General features: G+C 64.9%; 13 protein-coding genes and 1 pseudogene. 10 read left to right on the top strand and 4 right to left on the bottom strand.

Features of this window, described 5'->3' with window-relative positions; all coding sequences use genetic code 11:
• The first annotated feature begins 15 nt into the window (after positions 1 to 15).
• The 3 genes from RCH21_RS10795 to nrdR all read left to right on the top strand — a co-directional run bounded on the left by RCH21_RS10795 (position 16) and on the right by nrdR (position 2,576).
• Positions 16 to 543: a hypothetical protein gene (locus RCH21_RS10795; protein WP_120149203.1), complete on the top strand. Its 528-nt coding sequence runs from the start codon at positions 16 to 18 to the stop codon at positions 541 to 543.
• A 49-nt stretch (positions 544 to 592) separates the two neighbouring features.
• On the top strand, positions 593 to 1,978 hold the full coding sequence (gene hisD / locus RCH21_RS10790; protein WP_326964369.1) for a histidinol dehydrogenase: 1,386 nt from the start codon (positions 593 to 595) through the stop codon (positions 1,976 to 1,978).
• Positions 1,979 to 2,078: 100 nt separating this feature from the next.
• Positions 2,079 to 2,576 (top strand): transcriptional regulator NrdR, encoded by a 498-nt coding sequence (gene nrdR / locus RCH21_RS10785; RefSeq protein ID WP_120149201.1) that lies wholly within the window; start codon positions 2,079 to 2,081, stop codon positions 2,574 to 2,576.
• Positions 2,577 to 2,763: 187 nt separating this feature from the next.
• On the opposite strand, the gene ppgK is transcribed toward nrdR, so the two are convergent.
• The gene (ppgK, locus tag RCH21_RS10780; RefSeq protein ID WP_326964368.1) at positions 2,764 to 3,579 is read right to left on the bottom strand and encodes a polyphosphate--glucose phosphotransferase; all 816 of its coding nucleotides are present in this window, start codon (positions 3,577 to 3,579) and stop codon (positions 2,764 to 2,766) included.
• 94 nt (positions 3,580 to 3,673) lie between these two features.
• Positions 3,674 to 4,552, bottom strand: a complete 879-nt coding sequence (map, locus tag RCH21_RS10775) for a type I methionyl aminopeptidase (RefSeq protein ID WP_120149199.1) — start codon at positions 4,550 to 4,552, stop codon at positions 3,674 to 3,676.
• A gap of 127 nt (positions 4,553 to 4,679) precedes the next feature.
• On the opposite strand from map, the gene RCH21_RS10770 reads away from it, so the two are divergent.
• On the top strand, positions 4,680 to 4,841 hold the full coding sequence (locus RCH21_RS10770) for an SPOR domain-containing protein (protein WP_120149198.1): 162 nt from the start codon (positions 4,680 to 4,682) through the stop codon (positions 4,839 to 4,841).
• Positions 4,842 to 4,865: 24 nt separating this feature from the next.
• Here the strand turns inward: RCH21_RS10770 and panB are convergent, their stop codons facing one another.
• The gene (panB, locus tag RCH21_RS10765) at positions 4,866 to 5,750 is read right to left on the bottom strand and encodes a 3-methyl-2-oxobutanoate hydroxymethyltransferase (protein WP_326964367.1); all 885 of its coding nucleotides are present in this window, start codon (positions 5,748 to 5,750) and stop codon (positions 4,866 to 4,868) included.
• A 309-nt stretch (positions 5,751 to 6,059) separates the two neighbouring features.
• On the opposite strand from panB, the gene RCH21_RS10760 reads away from it, so the two are divergent.
• The 5 genes and pseudogenes from RCH21_RS10760 (at position 6,060) to RCH21_RS10745 (ending at position 14,830) form a co-directional block, all read left to right on the top strand.
• A complete protein-coding gene (locus RCH21_RS10760) occupies positions 6,060 to 7,400 on the top strand; it encodes a glutamine synthetase family protein (RefSeq protein WP_326964366.1) in 1,341 nt (446 codons plus the stop codon).
• Between the two features lie 38 nt (positions 7,401 to 7,438).
• On the top strand, positions 7,439 to 10,450 hold the full coding sequence (locus RCH21_RS10755) for a bifunctional [glutamine synthetase] adenylyltransferase/[glutamine synthetase]-adenylyl-L-tyrosine phosphorylase (RefSeq protein WP_326964365.1): 3,012 nt from the start codon (positions 7,439 to 7,441) through the stop codon (positions 10,448 to 10,450).
• Positions 10,451 to 10,873: 423 nt separating this feature from the next.
• On the top strand, positions 10,874 to 11,881 hold the full coding sequence (locus tag RCH21_RS10750; protein ID WP_326964364.1) for an acyltransferase family protein: 1,008 nt from the start codon (positions 10,874 to 10,876) through the stop codon (positions 11,879 to 11,881).
• 697 nt (positions 11,882 to 12,578) lie between these two features.
• A pseudogene (locus tag RCH21_RS17185) lies at positions 12,579 to 12,656 on the top strand (excalibur calcium-binding domain-containing protein); the annotation flags it as partial.
• A gap of 152 nt (positions 12,657 to 12,808) precedes the next feature.
• A complete protein-coding gene (locus tag RCH21_RS10745) occupies positions 12,809 to 14,830 on the top strand; it encodes a GDSL-type esterase/lipase family protein (protein WP_326964363.1) in 2,022 nt (673 codons plus the stop codon).
• An 864-nt stretch (positions 14,831 to 15,694) separates the two neighbouring features.
• On the opposite strand, the gene glnA is transcribed toward RCH21_RS10745, so the two are convergent.
• The gene (glnA, locus tag RCH21_RS10740; protein ID WP_120149193.1) at positions 15,695 to 17,119 is read right to left on the bottom strand and encodes a type I glutamate--ammonia ligase; all 1,425 of its coding nucleotides are present in this window, start codon (positions 17,117 to 17,119) and stop codon (positions 15,695 to 15,697) included.
• A 256-nt stretch (positions 17,120 to 17,375) separates the two neighbouring features.
• Here glnA and RCH21_RS10735 point away from each other — a divergent pair, with 256 nt between their 5' ends.
• Complete coding sequence (locus tag RCH21_RS10735; RefSeq protein ID WP_326964362.1) at positions 17,376 to 17,813, top strand: RDD family protein; 438 nt, start codon at positions 17,376 to 17,378, stop codon at positions 17,811 to 17,813.
• Positions 17,814 to 17,868: the final 55 nt, after the last annotated feature.

The raw sequence follows: 17,868 nt of genomic DNA, 5'->3' as shown, positions 1-17,868 counted from the left end.
GTTAATGTAGAAGTCATGCGTGCCAGCCAGGAACCGGATGCCGGTTCGAGCAACTATCCACCTGCTGTCTACGCTGTCGCCGAGAACCGCCGATCCGTGCCACCGGCCGGAGTCTTCTGGTGGCTCGGTTCGACCATCCTGCTGGGGGCCGTCATCGGGGTGGCGTGGTGGCTGCTCGCTCCGACCGGGCGCGTTTTCGGCGATCCGGTCAGTGCAGACCAGTGGGTGCTTCGTGACCTCACCCTGGCCGGCCTCGAACTGGTCGCGGGCGTCGCAGTGGGTACCGTCGTCGCGGTCAGGCTCAGGGGCCCCGGGGTGGTAGCCCGTATCCTCGCCGCAATCGGGGGCTCGGTGCTCGGCTCCTTGCTAGCACTGGGCGTGGGCGAGGGCCTCGCCTATCTGTTCGGCCCGCACGGGCGCGACGAGCTTCCCGGGTCCGACTTCCTGCTCCAGTCGTACGGTGCTCTCGCGATCTGGCCCGCCGTCGCCGCCGTGATCATCTTCGTCACGGCCCTCATCGGCCTTGCACGCCGGAGGTCCTGACCGCTTCCGGTCCGCGAGGACCGGCCGCGGCTCCCGATAGACTTCGGAGGTGACCCAAGCGCCCAGCACCTCATCCATTGCCTTCAGGACGATCGATCTTCGGGGCCGGGCACTGCCGCCGGGTGAGTTGAAGCGCGCCATGCCGAGGGCAGCCGCGAGTGCCCGGTCCTCGGAGAGTGCAGTGCAGGAGATCATCGATGACGTCCGGAGCCGTGGCTTCGCTGCACTCCGGGATTTCGCCCTCCGCTTCGACGGCGTCGAGCAGGAGCACCCCCGCGTGCCGGCCGAGGTGATCGCAGCCGCGGTGGAGGGGCTCGACGACGAGGTGAGGTCGGCCCTCGACGAGGCCATCCGCCGCGCACGCATCTTCGCCCAGGCCCAGGTGCCCCGGGACGTGGAGGTCGACATCGCTCCCGGAGCCACCCTCACCCACAAGTGGATCGCCGTCGACCGCGTGGGCCTGTACGTGCCCGGGGGCCTGGCGGTCTACCCCTCATCCGTTGTCATGAACGTCGTTCCCGCCCAGGCGGCCGGGGTCGGATCCATCGCACTCGCCTCCCCTCCGCAGAAGGAGTTCGGCGGTTGGCCCCATCCCGTCATCCTCGCGGCCGCCTCGATGCTCGGCATCTCCGAGGTGTACGCCATGGGCGGAGCGCAGGCCGTGGCTGCCCTCGCCTACGGAGTCGCCGGTGCCGGGGTGCAGGACCCGGCGCTGGTCGGTGCTGCGATCCACCCCGTCGATGTCATCACCGGACCCGGCAACGTCTTCGTAGCCACAGCCAAGCGACTGGTGCGCGGTGAGGTCGGCATCGATTCCGAAGCAGGGACCACCGAGATAGCCGTCCTTGCCGATGCGACTGCCGACGCGGACCTGGTGGCCGCGGACCTGGTCAGCCAGGCGGAGCACGATCCACAGGCGGCATCGGTGCTCGTGACGGATTCCGGGGGCCTTGCCGGAGCCGTCGTCGAAGCACTCCAGGTGCGGGCCGCACGGACGCGCCACGCCGAGCGCGTGCGGACGGCCCTGTCCGGCTCGCAATCGGGAGTGATCCTGGTCGACGACATCGAGCAGGGCATCGCCGTGTGCAACGCCTACGCGGCGGAGCACCTCGAGATCCAGACGGCGGACGCGGCAGGAGTAGCGGCGCGTATCCGGAACGCGGGGGCCATCTTCATCGGCGCCAGCAGCCCGGTCAGCCTCGGAGATTACTGTGCCGGATCCAATCACGTCCTGCCGACGGGCGGCACCGCTGCCTTTGCGAGCGGCCTGAACGTCACGACCTTCCTGAAGGCGGTGCAGCTCGTGAACTACGATCGGGACGCTCTGCGCGAAGTGTCGTCGTCGATCGTGGCCCTTGCGGCTGCTGAGAATCTCCCTGCGCACGGTGAAGCAGTTCTGGCACGCTTCGAGAAGATGTCGGAATCTGCCTCCTGAAGGGTTCCGGCCACTACATCTGGTAATTACAGTGTTGTTGTTTCACCACATGTAGTCCTAAACTGGGCATAATGACCGCCGAGGAACTGAAGGGGAAGCTGTGTACTGTCCGTACTGCCGCAATCCCGACTCGCGTGTCGTCGACAGCCGGCTCGCAGATGACGGATCAGCAATCCGCCGTCGTCGTCTGTGTCCCCAGTGCGGGCGGCGTTTCAGTACCGTCGAGACGACGAGCCTCAGCGTAGTCAAGCGTTCGGGTGCCGGGGAGCCCTTCAGCCGGTCGAAGATCATCAACGGCGTCCGCAAGGCGTGCCAAGGCAGGCCCGTCACGGAGGACGACCTTGCGTTGCTGGCGCAGGAGGTCGAGGAGACGGTCCGTGCAAGCGGTGTCGCCGAGATCGATGCGCATGAAGTCGGGCTCGCGATCCTGGAGCCACTGCGCAAGCTCGACCAGATCGCCTACCTGCGTTTCGCCAGCGTGTACCAGGGCTTCGAATCCCTCGAGGACTTCGAAGAGGCCATCAGCACCCTTCGCCGGCAGACGAGTGACAACGAGCGCGTGCCCGCCGGGGCGCAGAGGCCGTTGACGGCGCGGTAGCGCCCATAAGACCCCGGTGGTGGCTGCGGAGGGGAAGCCGACGCCACCACCGGTTCCACGTCCGCCTCGTGGGAGGCAGGACCGGGATAGAGGTGAAGCCCGGTACGGATCGGATCCGTACCGGGCTTCACCGCTATACGGGGCTTGTCCGGAAATCCGGGCCCTCGGACTAGCTCAGGCCCTCGGACTAGCTCAGGCCCTTGGACTGAAGGAGTGCTGCCTGCAGGGCGCCGCCGACGATTCCCGCATGGTTCTTCAACTGCGCCGGGATGATGGGCGTACGCAGCTGAAGGGAGGGCAGGTACTCGCTGCTGCGCTTCGAGATGCCGCCGCCGACGATGAACAGCTCGGGGGAGAAGAGGAACTCCACGTGGGCGAAGTAGCGCTGGAGGCGCACGGCGTACTCGTCCCAGTCGATGCCGTCCCGTTCACGAGCGACGGCGGAAGCCCTGGTCTCGGCGTCGTGGCCGTCCAGCTCGAGGTGCCCGAGTTCCACGTTCGGAACGAGCCTTCCGTCGAAGATGAAGGCTGAGCCGATACCGGTTCCGAGGGTGATCACCAGGACCGTGCCCATCTTTCCCTTGCCGGCTCCATAGCGGACTTCGGCGAGCCCGGCCGCGTCGGCGTCGTTGATCACATGGACATCGCGACCGAGGACCTTCGTGAACAGGGCGTCGACATCCGTGTTGACCCAGCTCTTGTCCACGTTGGCCGCGGAGCGGGCGACACCGTGCTGGATGATTGCTGGGAACGTGACTCCCACCGGGACGTCGGCTCCGGGACCCTCGGGTCGAGCCGACAGTTCAGCGACGATCTGAGCTACGACCTCCGCCACAGCCTCAGGAGTCGAGGGTTTCGGCGTGGGTATGCGGTACCGCTCGCCGACGATCACGCCCTTCTCGAGGTCGACGATGCCGCCCTTGATGCCCGTGCCGCCGATATCGACGCCGATGACTGTTGCGGGGAGTTTCTTCGACTTCTTCTTCTCGATGTCCTTGGCCATGATTCTCCGTTGAGGTGGGTCGGCGTTGAGGTGGGTCGGCGCGAGCCGGAATGGCGTGGTGCAGTGTGCGGGCAGGAAGTGCGGGGAGGCTGCGCTAGGGCAGGGTCAGGATCTCCGCGCCGCGGTCGGTGACAACGAGCGTGTGCTCGAACTGCGCTGTCCTCTTGCGGTCCTTCGTGACGACGGTCCAGTCATCCGCCCACATGGTCCAGTCGATGCTCCCCAGGGTGAGCATCGGTTCGATGGTGAAGACCATTCCCGGCTCGATGACACGGTTGTAGGCGGGGGCGGCGTCGTAGTGGGGGATGATCAGGCCCGTGTGGAACGCTTCTCCGACGCCGTGCCCGGTGAAGTCACGGACAACACCATAACCGAAGCGCTTCGCGTAGGACTCGATGGATCGCCCGATGACGTTGATCTCGCGACCGGGGGCCACGGCTTTGATGGCCCGATTGAGGGACTCCTGCGTACGCTCGACCAGAAGGCGTGACTCTTCGTCGACATCCCCGATACAGAACGTGTAGTTCGTGTCCCCATGCACCCCGTCCTTGTAGGCCGTGATGTCGATGTTGAGGATGTCGCCGTCCTTGAGCACCGTCGAATCCGGGATGCCGTGGCAGATGACCTCGTTGAGCGATGAGCAGAGCGACTTGGGGAAGCCACGGTAGCCGAGCGTCGAGGGGTAGGCGCCGTGGTCGAGGATGTACTCGTGGCCTATCCGGTCGAGGTGGTCCGTGGTGACGCCGGGCTTCGCGTGGTGTCCGACCTCGACGATGGCCTGTGCGGCGATCCTGCCCGCGACGCGGATCTTCTCGATGGTCTCCGGTGTCTTGACCTCGGATCCGGTGAACGGTGCAGGCGCCGTGCGCCCCACGTACTCGGGACGGGCGATGCCCGGTGGGACGGGACGCTGCGGCGAGATGGTGCCGGGTGTCAGGGTCCCGAGAGGGGCGGTGGCGGATGGCTGGGGCATACCCTTGATCCTATAGCGGGGTCGGTACGACAGCTGTCAGAGCTGGCGCTCCGACGCCCGGATGACACGGCGCGGGTCCCGCATCCACGGGGCCGGATCCACAAGCCCCGGACAGAAGAAGGTCGACATGACGGAGTACTGGTTCAACGTTCGCACCCACGAGATCGAGGAGGACCGGCTGTCGGACTGGTCGCAGCTTCTCGGGCCCTACGCGACCCGCGCCGAGGCGGAGAAGGCGCTCGAGAAAGTCCAGCAGCGCAATGACGACTGGGACAGGGACGACGACTAGGGCCCACGCTGCAGGGGCCGACTGTCAGAAGGTGTGCTCCGGTCCCGGGAAGGTTCCTCCCCGGACATCGTCCGCGTAGGCCCTGGCCGCGTCCGAGAGTGTCGTCCGGAGGTCCGCGTACTGCTTGACGAACCTCGCCTGCCGGCCGCCACGCAGCCCGGCCATGTCCTGCCAGACGAGTACCTGGCCGGTCGTGCCGGGACCGGCTCCGATGCCGATCGTCGGCACGCGCACCGCGGCCTCCACGGCACCTGCCGTCTCGGCGGGAACCATCTCCATCAGCACACAGAACGCCCCTGCCTCGGCGAGGGCGACGGCGTCGTCCACGATCCGCTGGGACGCCTCACCCCGGCCCTGGACACGGTAGCCGCCGAGAGCGTGCTCGCTCTGGGGGGTGAAACCGACATGCGCCATGACCGGGATGCCGGCGCGAACCACGGCGCGCACCGTGGCGGCGTAGTCGGCGCCGCCCTCCATCTTCACAGCGTGCACAAGTCCTTCCTTGAGCAGCCGGACCGAGGACTCCACTGCCTGCTGGGGTGACACCTCATAGCTGCCGAACGGCAGGTCGGCCACGACGAGGGCCCGGTGCGAGGCTCGACTCACCGAACGGCTGAACAGGATCATCTCGTCAAGGGTGATGGGCAATGTCGTGGCGTGTCCGAGGACGTTATTGGCTGCCGAATCGCCGACGAGGAGGACCTCGATGCCGGCCTCGTCGAACACCGCCGCGGCGTACTGGTCGTAGGCAGTGAGCATCGCGAAGTGCGTGCCCGTGTCCTTGGCCTGCTGCAGGTGGTGGATCCGGATCCTGCCAGGGATCCTCGGTCCCGATGATGTGCCCGACGGTCCGGCGGAGTTCGGGGCCACACCGTCCCCGTAGGGGGCGGGCAATTCAGCGGACGTCATGCCACGAGACTATCGGACCCCGCAGTGCGGCCGCCTGCCGTCGTCATTCGTCGACCGGATCATGCTCGGCGCCAGGTCGCGTACACAGGGCCGAAGCGGCATACCGGCAAGGGCGCGCCACGATGAGCGGACCTGCCGCACCCGAACTGCGCGTGCGGGTCAGTAGAGTGTTGACGGCAGGCGTTTGAATGCCCGCAGGGCACGAGTGTGCCGCGGGAGTGCTGGGCTGGACGCGCACGACGTCGGGCATGGACAGTCCGCTGCCCCGATGGGGCGGCCCGGGCGACGAATCAAGGAATGAGGGTGGTCATGGACCGGCAGCAGGAGTTCGTACTGCGAACCATCGAGGAGCGCGACGTGCGGTACGTGCGCCTGTGGTTCACCGACGTCGTCGGCTCGCTGAAGTCCGTCGCCCTCGCTCCGGCGGAAGTGGAGGGCGCCTTCGAGGAGGGGCTCGGCTTCGACGGCTCATCGATCGAGGGCCTCGCCCGTGTCTACGAATCGGACATGCTCGCGCAACCCGATCCGACCACCTTCCAGATCCTGCCATGGCGCGGTGACAAGGAGCAGACGTCGCGCATGTTCTGCGACATCCTGACCCCGGACGGCCAGCCGTCCACCGCCGACCCCCGCGGTGTCCTCAAGAAGACCCTGGCGAAGGCCGCGGACATGGGCTTCACCTGCTACACGCATCCCGAGATCGAGTTCTACCTGCTGAAGTCGGCCGACGTCGGACTGGACGGGCAGCCCGTCCCCGTCGACCACGCCGGCTACTTCGACCATGTACCGGGCGGTGTGGCGCAGGACTTCCGCAGGACCGCCGTCGCGATGCTCGAATCCGTGGGTATCTCCGTGGAGTTCAGCCACCACGAGGCCGGTCCCGGCCAGAACGAGATCGACCTGCGCTACGCCGACGCGCTGCAGACCGCGGACAACATCATGACGTTCCGCACCATCATCAAGGAAGTCGCGCTGACGTCCGGCAGCTACGCGACCTTCATGCCGAAGCCGTTCTCCGAGCACCCGGGCTCGGGCATGCACACGCACTTCTCCCTGTTCGAGGGCGACACCAATGCCTTCTACGAAGCCGGCGCCGAGTTCCAGCTGTCGCAGACCGCGCGGCACTTCATCGCGGGCATCCTCCGGCACGCTCCCGAGTTCACGGCCGTGACCAACCAGTTCGTGAACTCCTTCAAGCGGCTCTGGGGTGGGGGAGAGGCACCCAGCTACCTGTCCTGGGGTCACAACAACCGCTCCGCGCTGGTCCGCGTGCCGCTGTACAAGCCGAACAAGGGCCAATCCGCACGCATCGAGTACCGGGGCATCGACTCCGCGAGCAACCCCTACCTCGCCTATTCCGTCCTGCTCGGCGCCGGCCTCAAGGGCATCGAGGAGGGCTACGAACTCCCGCCGGCCGCCGAGGACGATGTCTGGAGCCTCACCGCTGCCGAACGCCGCGCAATGGGACACGATCCGCTGCCGGCAAGCCTCCACGATGCAATCCGCGTCATGGAGGACTCCGAGCTCGTGGCGGACATCCTCGGTGAGCAGGTCTTCGAGAATTTCCTGCGGAACAAGCGCGCCGAGTGGCACGACTACCGCATCCAGGTGACGCCATACGAACTGCGCCGGAACCTCAACATCCTGTGAGCCCTGTCCGCCGCTCGCTGCTTGGCTAATGTTGGCCCATGAGCCTTAACCGAAAGCTGATCAGTTACGGCTTCACGGACCTTGAGAAGAGTCGGCGCTTCCTGGACGCACCGGAGCTGCAGGGACTGAACGACGATGCCCTGTTCGCCGGGCTCGCGGTCGCCGCAAACCCGGACCTCGCGCTGCAGTCCTTCGTGCGCCTGCTGGCCGTCCATCGCAGGGCAGCCGATGCCGCCTTCTCGGACGAAGGCAGGCGCGCACCTTTGTTCCGGCTGCTCGGTGCCTCCGAAGCTCTCGGAGAGTTCCTCATGCGCCACCCGGAGCACCTCGACGTCGTCTCGCCGGGGCCTGCCATGCCGCGAGTCGTCGAATCCGGGGACCTCAGGTCCCTCCTGCTCAAATCGGTCGACGCCGACCCGGCGGACGACAACCCGGTGGCCGGTGCCGTAGGAGTGGACGCCTACCGCGCACTGCGGGTGACCTACCGACGGCACCTGACCGATCTCGCGGTCCGGGACCTCTCCCACTGCGCGCCGGTCGACTACCTACCCGTCGTCGCGCGTGAGCTTGCCGATCTCGCCGCGGCTGCGCTGGAGGCATCGCTCGCCGTCGCACGTGCGGAGCTCGGCGAGGTCTACGGGCCCGACGTCGTCGCCCGGGTCCGGCTGGCAGTGATCGCGATGGGTAAGTGCGGGGCCCGCGAATTGAACTACATCTCCGACGTCGACGTCGTCTACGTCGTGGAGGCCGACGACCTCGATGACACGACGCTCACCAGGATCGGCACCGGCCTGGCCTCCGGAATGTCCCGCGGTGTCTACTCACCCGGCCCGGAACCGGCGCTCTGGGAAGTGGATGCGAACCTCCGGCCCGAGGGCAAGGACGGGCAACTCGTGCGGACCCTGGAATCCCACGTGTCCTACTATCAGCGGTGGGCGAAGACGTGGGAGTTCCAGGCTCTCCTCAAAGCGCGCGCCGTCGCGGGTGACCCGGGGCTCGGCCGCCGGTACGAGGAGGCCATCGCCCCCTTCGTGTGGGCGTCGTCGCAGCGTGAGGGCTTCGTCGAAGCCGTCCGCGCCATGCGCCGCCGCGTCACGGACAACATCCCGCGCGAGGAGGAGGCGCGCCAGCTCAAGCTCGGACCCGGGGGCCTGCGCGACGTCGAATTCACGGTCCAGTTGCTGCAGCTGGTGCACGGGCGGCTGGACGAGTCGCTGCGCGTCAGGGACACCGTGTCCGCGATAGCCGCCCTCAGTTCGGCGGGCTACATCGGCCGGTCGGACGCACTGGACCTCGACGACTCCTACCGCTACCTGCGCGTCCTGGAGCACAGGATCCAGCTGACCCAGATGCGTCGCACGCATCTCATGCCCGAGGACGAGACGTCCCTGCGGTCCCTCGCACGTTCATCCGAGGGGCGCATGGTCACGATCAGGCCCAGTGCGCAGAGCCTCAACGAGAAGTGGCAGCGCACGCGACGCCTCGTGAAGCGGCTTCACGAGGCGATCTTCTATCGACCGCTGCTCAACAACGCGGCAACACTCCAACCTGAGGACGTCCAGCTGACGGCCGAAGCGGCGCAAGCCCGCTTGGCGGCCCTCGGCTATCAGGATCCACGCGGGGCCATGCGCCACATCGAGGCCCTGACCGGCGGACTGCGCCGACGCGCGATGCTGCAGAAGCAGCTACTGCCCATCCTGCTTGCATGGTTCGCCGACGGCGTGGATCCCGATGCCGGCCTCCTCGGCTTCCGCCGACTGAGCGAATCACTCGGAGAGAGTCACTGGTATCTCGGGATGCTCCGCGACTCGAACGCGGCGGCGGAACGCCTCTGCGCCGTGCTCTCGAGTAGCCGGTTCATCACCGATCTGCTGGAGGTCTCCCCGGAATCGACGCAGTGGCTCGGATCCGATGCCGCGCTTGTGCCCGATACCTTCGAGGCGCAATGGCAGGAGATCCAGTCCAAGATGTCCCGGCATCCGGAGCCGGGCGAGGCCATCCGCCTGATCCGCCTGATCCGACGCCGCGAGTTGCTGCGGATCGCCATCGCCGACAGCTCGAACCTTCTGACGCAGGCGGAGGTGGGAGAGGCCCTTGCGGATGCCGACCGCGCCGCGATTCTCGGAGCACTCCACGTCGCGGAGAAGGAGATCCTCGGGCGGGGGGAGGAGCGGTTGACCGACATCGTCGTCATGGCCATGGGCCGGCAGGGCGGACGTGAGATCACGTACGGCTCCGACGCTGACGTGATCTACGTGCACCGCCCGTTCGAGGGTGCGGACGAGGCTGCTGCGCAGAAGCAGGCCGAGGCGATCGTGGCCCGCCTTGCCGCCCTCCTGACCCAGCCGTGCAAGCCTCCGGTCCGTGCAGAACGGGTCCTGGAAATCGATGCGGCGTTGCGGCCCGAGGGCAAGCAGGGCGCTATGGTTCGTTCCATCGACTCCTACCGGGAGTACTACCGCCGCTGGTCACTCGTCTGGGAAGCGCAGGCGCTCCTTCGGGCGAGGCCGCTTGCCGGTGACGACGGGCTCGCCGCCGAGTTCCTCGCACTGATCGATCCCGTCCGTTACCCGCAGGAGCTCGGCGACTCCGACGTCCGGGAGATCCGGCGGGTCAAGGCCCGGGTGGAGTCGGAGCGGCTTCCCCGCGGCGCTGACCCGTCACGGCACCTCAAGCTCGGACGGGGGGCACTGAGTGATGTCGAATGGCTCGTACAGCTTCTCCAGTTACAGCACGCCCATGCGATTCCGGCCCTGCGGGTGCAGTCCACGCTCTCGGGGCTGGACGTCATCGCGGACGAGGGGCTGCTTCCTGTCGAGGACGTCGCCACGCTGCGGGCTGGTTGGAGCCTCGCCACGCGTATCCGAGCGGCGAACGTGATCTGGAGTGGTCGCAACTCCGACCTCCTGCCTTCACCCCGCCGTGATCTCGAGGCGGTGGCACGGTGGTGCGGTTACGGACCGGGCAGCGGCGCCGACCTCGAGGAGGACTACCTCCGCATGACACGCAGGAGCCGGGCCATCTTCGAGCGGCACTTCTACGGCTACTGAGGCCGCACCGATGAACGGCTCCTGGGATTCAGCCTCCGCGTCTGGTGCGGCGGATTCTCCCTATCCGTTACTGGCCGCGAACCGTTCGGCTAGCACGGGGGTGAGTGATCGCATGAAGGTGCTTGCACAGCGGCGGTAAGGCGCGTCCGTGAACTGGCGAGACAGGAAGAACCTTGCTGAAGGGTTGCCCTCGGCAAGAACGTGTCGCTGGCGGTCTAGCTACACACTGGCTCCGCCTCGGCGTCGTGTGGAGGAGAGGACGATGGCGGCCTCGTCCGGCGCCCGCGGACCAGGCCAGGGAGCCCTCGACGAGTTCGTCAGCTAGCAGGTATGCGCTCATGGGGCAGTCCAAAATTGTGATTCGAGTCGTCGAGGAGCCCTCGACTACCCTTGATACTGACCAATTCGGCCTCGGAGGGATGATTGGCGTCATTGCACGCACCGACACCGGACGCCGACACCGCGACCCGCTCCGGAGCCATCGACGCACTCCGCGTCGTCGCGGTCGTCGGGATCGTTACCGGGCACGTCTGGGCGGGCCCGTTCATCGACGCCGGCCTCTACACGTGGCACGTCCCTGCATTCTTCCTGCTGTCCGGGTACCTCTGGAAGGTCCGGAAACCGGATGCCCGAGGGGCCGTTGCGGGCGAAGCGAAGAAGCGGTTCCGGACCATCATGACGCCCTACTTCGCATGGTTGGTCGCGACCCTCCTCGTCCACGTCCCCATCCTCAATCACCGTGGCACGTTCGAGCCCGAAGCCGTGACCCTGCCCCTCATCGGTGGCTCCCTCAACGTGGGGCCGTTCGGCGCCTACTGGTTCATGCCTGCGCTCTTCTTCTCGGCGATCATGTTCCGGGCACTCGAGCGTTTTTCCCTTGTCCTTCGAGTCGCGATCATCGTAGCGATCACCGTCATCACCCATTTCTTCGGGGACGTCCTCGCACCGCTGCCGCTGTCGATCGGAGTCGCGGGCTCCGCGCTCATCTTCATGCTCGCGGGCCAGGGGCTGCGGCACTTCCGTAGCCGGGTGAAGAAGCCGGTCCGGTTCGGTGCAGGGTGCCTCGTTGCGGGTGCCGCCCCTGTCCTCGCCGGAGTGTCAGCACCACTGGACATGAAATACGGCGAGCTCGGCACGCCGGTCCTCAGTATCGTCGCTGCGGTTCTGATCAGCTTCGGCCTCCTCTTGATCCTCGAGGGTGTGTTCGCCCGGCTGCCCGGATTGGTTCACACGGTCTCCACGAGACTCGCCGCGGGTTGCCTGATGGTCGTGCTGACCCATACGTACGTTCTCTGGTTGCTCGGGATCCCCGACACGGAGCGGCCCTTTTGGGTGCTGATCGCAGCGGTGGTCCTGCCATGGTCGGTAGCCATGATCCTCAACCGGACGCCGCTCTCCCAGATCTTTCTGGGAACGCCGCGCGCCGCGTGATCGCGAGAGCTCCTTGCCGCCCTCCGCGGGCAGGAGTGGTGCCGACACAACCAAGAGGCCCCCCTCGTCGCAATGACGGGAGGGGCCTTCGGTTCAGCCACAGCACTTCCTGTGGAGAGTCTGTAGAACAAACGGCTTCCGGCCCGTGCGGCAGCTAGAAGCCGTAGTACAGCTCAACCTCGCGCGTGGTGTTTGTGAGAGGTCGAGGATCATTGGATTCCGCGCCAGTACGCAGAAGTAGCCGTTGTATGACGTTGGTTGGAATAGCCCGCTTGCGGACTTTCTGCGGACTGAACAGCGCTACGTTCTATCCGACGAACGACGAACGACCAACGACGGCCGTCCGGCTCGGTTACCGGTCACAGTCCGCTGAACGCGATGTCTAATTGAGGTCGTTGATCTGCTCGGCTATCCGAGCAATGTCCGTTCCAAGCTTCAGACTGTCCTCACGGCTCAGAGTGCCGTCTATCTCGGCATGGAGTTGGACGCCCTCATTGGCATTCCGAACGAGGGCCAGAAAGTAGTTTTCATACCTCTCGTTCTGAACCACATCGGAACCCTGGGTGTTGCTGGTGACACAGTTCCTTCTGGCCTTCACATGACAAGAGCCCATCTAGAGCCGCAGTGTCCGCCGTGCTGACCTCGCGCGCTTCCGTCAGTCGACCAGAACCGTTGGCGAACTGCAAGCTCACGGACCGCGGGCAGCCCAGGTTATCGCTACAGGGTCGACCGCGAAGGCGACGGAATCGCCTGTGAATGGTCACAATCCGATTGAGCAGTGGATGGAGCACTATGACCGTTTCGTGGATATTCATGGCGCAAGGGAACCCTGTTATGCCTAACGCCAGGCGTACTCGCGGAACTTCCGCTTAATGAGGCAGGTGACGGTCGAGGGTTGTCGGCGGCGGTATGCTCAGGCCATCATCTTTGAGCTGTGGCTACGGCTTCTTTTGGGGGACACCTTTGAACAATCGCTTAGGGCGGACTATGTTTGCGTTCGCGTGCCTTGCGATCACCGGATCAGCTTTTACCGGAGTAGTGGCACCCTCGCACGCCGACGCCGTAGAAGGCCAAGCCCTCAACGGCCTTGCGCTCCTCTCGGAACTCGTTCTGAGGGCCGAAGGAGGACCGGCCTATAGCCAGGATTACTTCGAGCACTGGTTGGACGACGACCGCGACTGCCTCGATACCCGGCAGGAAGTACTCATCGACGAATCCGTGACACCGGTCGTCATGGCAGACGCATGCACCATTGCTTCAGGCGAGTGGTATTCGCCGTGGGACGGCCGAACATCGATCACGCCCGTCGAAATCGACGTCGTTCACTTCGTGCCGCTGCAGGAAGCCTGGTTCTCAGGAGCGTCTTCCTGGGACTCGAGTACACGGCAGCGGTTCGCCAACGATCTCGACCTTGATGCATCCTTGACCGGCATGATGGGCAGCTTGAATGCATCGAGGGGGGCTTCAGACCCGTATGAGTGGTTGCCATCACTGGCCGATACGCGCTGCCAGTATGTGTCGGAGTGGGTTCGCGTGAAGTACCGATGGGGTCTCACCGTCGACTCGAGGGAGCAGGCGCAACTTCGCTACTTCCTCTCCGGTGCATGCGAAAGCTACGTGATGGCAGTCCCCCCGTTGGCCGTCACTGCTTCTGAAGCGCCGCAGGAAACTCTGTGGCCGCTGTTCAAGAACAGTTATGACGGAACAATTTACGAATTCGTGACTTACAAGGACGGCAGCTCGGGTCCGGTGCCGCTCAATTTCGCGAAGTGGCGCGACGTCTACGGATTCCAGCGCCCTGCGCGCACTCCTACTGACTATGTCGGCTATGCCTGGTCCTCTTCGGTGTATGCAGTGACATTTTGGCCGGGGGGCGAAAATGCCTGGCAGTGGGACATGCTGAACTACAACCAGTTCCGGGCAGCAGGATCTCCGGGCAAGCGGAACATCGGATGGATCCCCGGCAGCTCCTTCTACAGGTGGGAAACTTCGTCCGAGATCTTCGTGCAAGCCCCTGATGCAACGAAGCACGCCCTGAACTACGCCGAGTGGCAGCGCTCCGGCTTCCAGCCCTTCCAGCCGATCTACGACCAGGGCTTCGTCAAGCTGAGCTGGTCAAGCGACATCGGACGCATGACCAGCTTGTCAGCCGGACAAGGGTCCGGCCTGAGCTACAACGAATGGCGAGGTGAAGGCCAACCGACGCCCCGATCGCAAGCCAGGGTCAACGGTGACGTGTTCTACCAGCTCTACGGGAACCCGACCATCTACTACTCGGGTCCCTTCCTGAATCGCGCAGTGAACTACAACCAGTGGGCCGCCGCCGGCTTTCCAAAGCCCGAGATTCGAGGCGCGCCGCCCGTCTACCCCTTCACTGATGTCAAAGCCACTGCCACATCGGTGGTGCTCTACGGTGATTCACAACTCGACGGTGACTCCTGGAGCGAGCAGGGCGCCCGTGCGATGGGTTTCACCGACCAGGCAGCACACCTCTCCTTCGGAGGCATCGGCTACTCGACCCCGACATCCTCGGCCGGTGGGACAGGCTGGACGGCAGTCCAGCAGGGACTCGTGCGTTTCCCGGGCGGAACTCCGGGCCTGGTCTTGGTCTCCATGGGCGGAAACGATGCATCGGCCGGCAGGTCCGACGCACAGGTCATAGCGGACAGCTCAGCCCTGTGGGCCAAGCTGAAGCTCATGTATCCGCAAAGCAAGATCGTCATCAATGGCGTCATGTCGCGCAACGATGCCTCACACTTCCAGCGCCGTCACATAGACGGTGTTCTGGCAGCCAATGCGGCGAAGCAGGGCGTCACGTTCATCTCTGTTGCCGGCCTCGCCAGCACAGCCAACGCCCAGTACTTGGATAACGTCCACCTGTCGCAAGCCGGGCACGACGCCGTCGCCCCCCTGTACACTGCGAAGCTACGGGCGACATTGGGCAGGTGATCAGGCTGCCTATACATAGACGGTCGCTCTAGCCATGTCGTGGCGCCGTCAGGGATTCTTGGGAGGCCGGCGCGCATTACAGGTGCATTCATTCAGGCCCTCGACCCGGTGAGCGAGTACACCGCCTAGGAGGTTGGTCGAGGTGCGATGACGCGTAGTAGGTTTTGGACGCGAGGAGCACCTTTGATTGGAACTGGAGCCGCCTAGGTTCCTGTTCCGATCCGGCAGCCCAGGTGCATCACGCTGATGCCGCCCTTATCTGATTCGGCGGCTGCGAACCGGTGCTCGATCATCGAGGAGATATCAGAGCGAAGAAGACTTGGCCGCGGTCCAACTGGATGATCGAGTATCTTCATCGAACACGCGCTGCCGGATGGTCCTTCACCTGTAACCACGCCATGAGACCAGCCAGGCGGCCTACCCAGATGGCCTCATACATCCGGCCCGTTCAACCCCTAGGTAGCACAGCCAGACCTACTGCATTCGAGCACTAGGCTGGGCCTATGCGTTCTTCGCACCATTGATCGGCTGGATCACATCGCGTGAATAGCTGAAGTCCGCTCGTGAAGGCTGCTTTATGTTGCTCGCGACTTCCCTCGGCTGAGGCTGGCGCGCGCTACTTCGCCGAACCTTCGGGTCGTCACCGACAACCGACAGGTTGGCTTCCACCGTAGAGGGTAGTAGGCCGCAGAAGCGTCCCCTTGCAGGCCAACCAAAAACGCCGTCCGCGTCCAAATTGAGTCTGACCGTCCAAGTGAACGTTTCTCACCAGCCGCAAGGCGGGGCCGGGAGGTGTCTCCCTCCCGGCCCCGTAGGTCTTGCGGACTTACTGCGGACTAACCCCGCTTATGCTGCGTCATATAGCTAGACGCCGTAGTACAGCTCGAACTCGTAGGGGTTCGGGCGGAGCGAGAGGGGCTTGATCTCCATCTCGCGCTTGTAGTCGATCCAGGTGTCGATCAGGTCCTGCGTGAAGACGTCGCCGGCCTGCAGGAACTCGTTGTCCGCTTCGAGGGCCAGCAATGCTTCCTCGAGGGAACCGGGGGCCTTCTGAATGTCCTTGGATTCCTCGGGAGGCAACTCATAGAGGTCCTTGTCGATGGGCTCCGCGGGCTCGATCCGGTTCTTGATACCGTCGAGGCCGGCCATCAGCTGTGCGGCGAAGGCCAGGTAGGGGTTCGACGAGGGGTCCGGCGCGCGGAACTCGATGCGCTTGGCCTTCGGGTTCGAGCCCGTGATGGGGATACGGATACCGGCGGAGCGGTTGCCCTGCGAGTAGACCATGTTGACCGGTGCCTCGAAGCCCTTGACCAGGCGGCGGTAGGAGTTGACCGTCGGGTTGGTGAAAGCGAGGACGGCCGAGGCGTGCTTCAGCAGCCCGCCGATGTACCAGCGGGCCATGTCGGACAGCCCGGCGTAGCCGCGCTCGTCGTAGAAGAGGGGCTGTCCATCGGCCCACAGCGACTGGTGGCAGTGCATTCCCGAGCCGTTGTCGCCGAAGATGGGCTTCGGCATGAACGTAGCCGACTTGCCCCAGGCGTTGGACACGTTCTTGACGATGTACTTGAACTTCTGCAGGTCATCGGCAGCGTGCGTCATGGTCGTGAACTTGTAGTTGATCTCGGCCTGGCCGGCGCCGCCCACCTCATGGTGCGAGCGCTCCACCTCGAGGCCGGCTTTGTCCAACTCGACGCAGATGGCGTCGCGCAGGTCTGCCTGCTTGTCGACGGGGGACACGGGGAAGTATCCGCCCTTGAACGGAGTCTTGTTGCCGAGGTTGCCGCCCACTTCTTCGCGACCCGAGTTCCAGGGCGCCTCGATGGAATCGACCTTGTAGAAGCTGCCCTGCGGAGACGACTCGTACTGAACGTTGTCGAAGATGAAGAACTCGGCCTCGGGTGCGAAGAATGCCGTGTCCGCAATGCCCGTGGAGGACAGGTACGCCTCGGCGCGCTCGGCGACACTGCGGGGGTCGCGGTGGTACGGGTCACCGGTGCGTGGATTCACGATCGAGAAGTTGAGCGCAAGGGTCTTCTCCGTGCGGAACGGATCGACGAAAGCCGTCGTCACGTCCGGAATGAGCTGCATGTCCGATTCGGCGATGCCCTGGAACCCGCGGATGGACGATCCGTCGAAAAGCTGGCCGTGAATGAAGAAGTCCGCGTCGACCGACTTGGCAGGAACATTGAAGTGCTGCTGCACCCCCGGCAGATCGGTGAACCGGACATCGACAAACCTGATGTCTTCATCGGCGATGAACTTGAGGACCTCGTCCGCATTCTTAAACATCGATTCATGCTCCTAACGCATGGCTGGGGATAGAACGCGGCGCCAGCGCGTGTCCCTGCACCGCACGGGAAGTCACGAGCTCTGGCAGGATGAAACGCTGCCGCCGACTCGTTACAACTCTAGGAGCGGGCAGTTTCTCGCTGGTGTCGCGGTTGTTTCCGGGACGTTACATGATGTGAACTGCGCCTTTCACCCTAGCCTGTTCGTAGACATGGGGGGCATAATGCCTGTCGCCCGCGAACGGTAGGCTGTGGACGTGGTGAACAGAAATGATCTCGGTTCGTGGATGGGTGGTGCGTCGCCCTCCGGCAACCAGCAATGGCCGGGCCAACGCCTGGGGCGGCCCGAATCCGGGCCCGGATCCATTGCCCGCTTCGGTCCACGGGTTGGAGCTCTCCTCATCGATTGGCTGATCTGCTCAGTGCTCTCTGCCGCTTTCTTCGAGTACGACAGCTTCGCGACGCTGTATATCTTCCTCATCGAACAGATCCTGTTCGTCGGATTCTTCGGGTACAGCATCGGGCACAGGATCTTCCGGATGCAGGTGCAGACCCTCGACGGGAAGCCCGCCGGATACCTGACCGCCCTGATCCGCAGCGTCCTCCTGTGCCTCGTAATCCCGGCGTTCGTCATCGACACCGATCAGCGCGGTCTCCACGACCGGGCCCGCGCCACCGGTCTGTTTCGAATCTGAGCAACAGGCCGTCGACGAGAAGAGCTCCTCCCTGGATCGGGAGGAGCTCTTCTCG

This window comes from Arthrobacter sp. PL16, assembly GCF_035985055.1.
In the GTDB taxonomy this organism is placed as follows: Bacteria; Actinomycetota; Actinomycetes; order Actinomycetales; family Micrococcaceae; genus Arthrobacter_D; species Arthrobacter_D cheniae.
The sequence above is the reverse complement of the archived record's forward strand: the minus strand, read 5'-3'. Positions and strand labels throughout refer to the sequence as shown.

What these genes read in the sequence shown, in the direction of transcription:
- RCH21_RS10795 (WP_120149203.1), top strand. Translation starts at nt 16, where the DNA reads ATGCGTGCCAGCCAGGAACCGGATGCCGGTTCGAGCAACTATCCACCT.
- ppgK (WP_326964368.1), bottom strand. Translation starts at nt 3,579, where the DNA reads ATGGCCAAGGACATCGAGAAGAAGAAGTCGAAGAAACTCCCCGCAACA.
- map (WP_120149199.1), bottom strand. Translation starts at nt 4,552, where the DNA reads ATGCCCCAGCCATCCGCCACCGCCCCTCTCGGGACCCTGACACCCGGC.
- RCH21_RS10770 (WP_120149198.1), top strand. Translation starts at nt 4,680, where the DNA reads ATGACGGAGTACTGGTTCAACGTTCGCACCCACGAGATCGAGGAGGAC.
- panB (WP_326964367.1), bottom strand. Translation starts at nt 5,750, where the DNA reads ATGACGTCCGCTGAATTGCCCGCCCCCTACGGGGACGGTGTGGCCCCG.
- RCH21_RS10760 (WP_326964366.1), top strand. Translation starts at nt 6,060, where the DNA reads ATGGACCGGCAGCAGGAGTTCGTACTGCGAACCATCGAGGAGCGCGAC.
- RCH21_RS10755 (WP_326964365.1), top strand. Translation starts at nt 7,439, where the DNA reads ATGAGCCTTAACCGAAAGCTGATCAGTTACGGCTTCACGGACCTTGAG.
- glnA (WP_120149193.1), bottom strand. Translation starts at nt 17,119, where the DNA reads ATGTTTAAGAATGCGGACGAGGTCCTCAAGTTCATCGCCGATGAAGAC.